2 protein-coding genes are annotated in these 1,819 nt (G+C 37.1%); both read right to left on the bottom strand.

Annotated elements, in window-relative coordinates; translation table 11 throughout:
- Positions 1 to 163: 163 nt before the first annotated feature.
- Positions 164 to 1,255: a DUF2931 family protein gene (locus IR022_RS08720; protein ID WP_242053161.1), complete on the bottom strand. Its 1,092-nt coding sequence runs from the start codon at positions 1,253 to 1,255 to the stop codon at positions 164 to 166.
- Between the two features lie 220 nt (positions 1,256 to 1,475).
- On the bottom strand, positions 1,476 to 1,819 hold a 344-nt coding region (locus IR022_RS08715), incomplete at its 5' end, for a hypothetical protein (protein ID WP_206759617.1).

Here is a 1,819-nt window from a genome sequence, read left to right as displayed (position 1 = left end):
GGCGCAGTGACTGTTGATTGCCACACAAATGTATCTTTCTCTTTTTCCATATTTTTGCAATTTGTATTAAGAAATATCATTAATAATAATGATAAGGTGTATGTCAGTTTTATTTTCATCAAGATGTACTTTATTTGTATTAAGAAATATCATATTTAATTATTTACTTTCCGTCTTTTTTACCGTCTTTTCTTGCATAGGGATAGTCATCCTCATATTCGTCTTTAAAAGCCGTTACCCAGTGTCTGTCTCCTTCACTGACTGGATATATGCCAATATCTGATTTTACCAATTCCAGTTCCCGAGGGTATTCCTGTCCTGGTTGAGAAAACCAGACACGTACAAAATTGTTTTCTTCATTTACATCAACGCGTAATTCAATCTCCCTTGACGGATCGTCTTCATACATCTGTTTATAAATATTAAAAAGTTCTACCTCGTCCATTGTTATCCGTACGTATTGCATTTTTCTACCAAATGACCAGGTCATAGTAAGCCTTTGTATAGGTGACTTAGGCGAATAGAAAGTGTCCCGGAGTTGTTCCAAAGCAAGAAGGTCTTCTTCTCCACTGTAGTATTCAATATATACTTCATCAACAATAGCTACTTTGTCCGCAAAATTAGGCGTAATGCGTATATTATATTTTTTTCGGTAGCTATCATACAAGCCCGGAGATAATCCGTTCTTCTGAAAATTAGCTATTCTTTGGGGTAAAGAACCCATAAATGTATCGGCAAAATCTTTCTGTGCGGCAGCCCTGTCTTCCCAATCATACCATACATGTGTTGAAGGCAAAAATTCATTTAAATCTCTGGCGGGGGCTTCATCTGCCTGAAATCGTCCTATATCCACCGAATGGCTGTCCCCCCTTACCCAGACAACAACCATACCTCCCGGTGCCATTCCCACACTGATTTCATCAAATCTACAGGGGATTTTTCTAACACTTTCTATCATCTGTGTATTAAAGAGTTTTTTGATTGTATCATAAGGTAGGTCAAAAGAACCTGAATAGAATTTGTTTTCGGCAAAAGAAAACCATTCGATACCCAGTCCGTCGGGAAGTGGTCCCCGCCCCGAATTATTATCTCCTATTGAATATCCCCAGTCTGATCCGATTATACGTTGTCCACCGGGTACAGATTGTACAACTTCGTCTCCTTTGTAAAAAGCTCCTCTTATAACCTGTACTGGATAAAATTCGGGCGCAGTGACTGTTGATTGCCACACAAATGTATCTTTCTCTTTTTCCATATTTTTGCAATTTGTATTAAGAAATATCATTAATAATAATGATAAGGTGTATGTCAGGGCGCAGTGACTGTTGATTGCCACACAAATGTATCTTTCTCTTTTTCCATATTTTTGCAATTTGTATTAAGAAATATCATTAATAATAATGATAAGGTGTATGTCAGTTTTATTTTCATCAAGATGTACTTTATTTGTATTAAGAAATATCATATTTAATTATTTACTTTCCGTCTTTTTTACCGTCTTTTCTTGCATAGGGATAGTCATCCTCATATTCGTCTTTAAAAGCCGTTACCCAGTGTCTGAAACCTTCACTTTTGGGATATATACCGATGTCTGATCTTACCAGTTCGACTTCCCGGGGGTATTCCAATCCCGGTTGCGAAAACCAGGCACGTACAAAATTGTTTTCTTCATTTACATCAATGCGTAATTCGATCTCCCGTGATGGATCGTCTTCGTACATCTGTTTATAGATTTTAAAAAGTTCCTCCTCTTCTGTTGTTATACGGACATATTGAATTTTTCTGCCGAATGACCAGGTCATAGTAAGCCTTTGTATAG

Origin of the sequence: Dysgonomonas sp. GY617, assembly GCF_015233815.1 — a bacterium.
GTDB lineage: Bacteria > Bacteroidota > Bacteroidia > Bacteroidales > Dysgonomonadaceae > Dysgonomonas_A.
Note: the sequence above shows the minus strand (reverse complement) of the source record. Positions and strands in the feature narration are given on the sequence as shown.

Bases quoted from the DNA above. Each gene is read 5' to 3' on its own strand.
- IR022_RS08720 (WP_242053161.1), bottom strand. From the start codon at position 1,255: ATGGAAAAAGAGAAAGATACATTTGTGTGGCAATCAACAGTCACTGCG.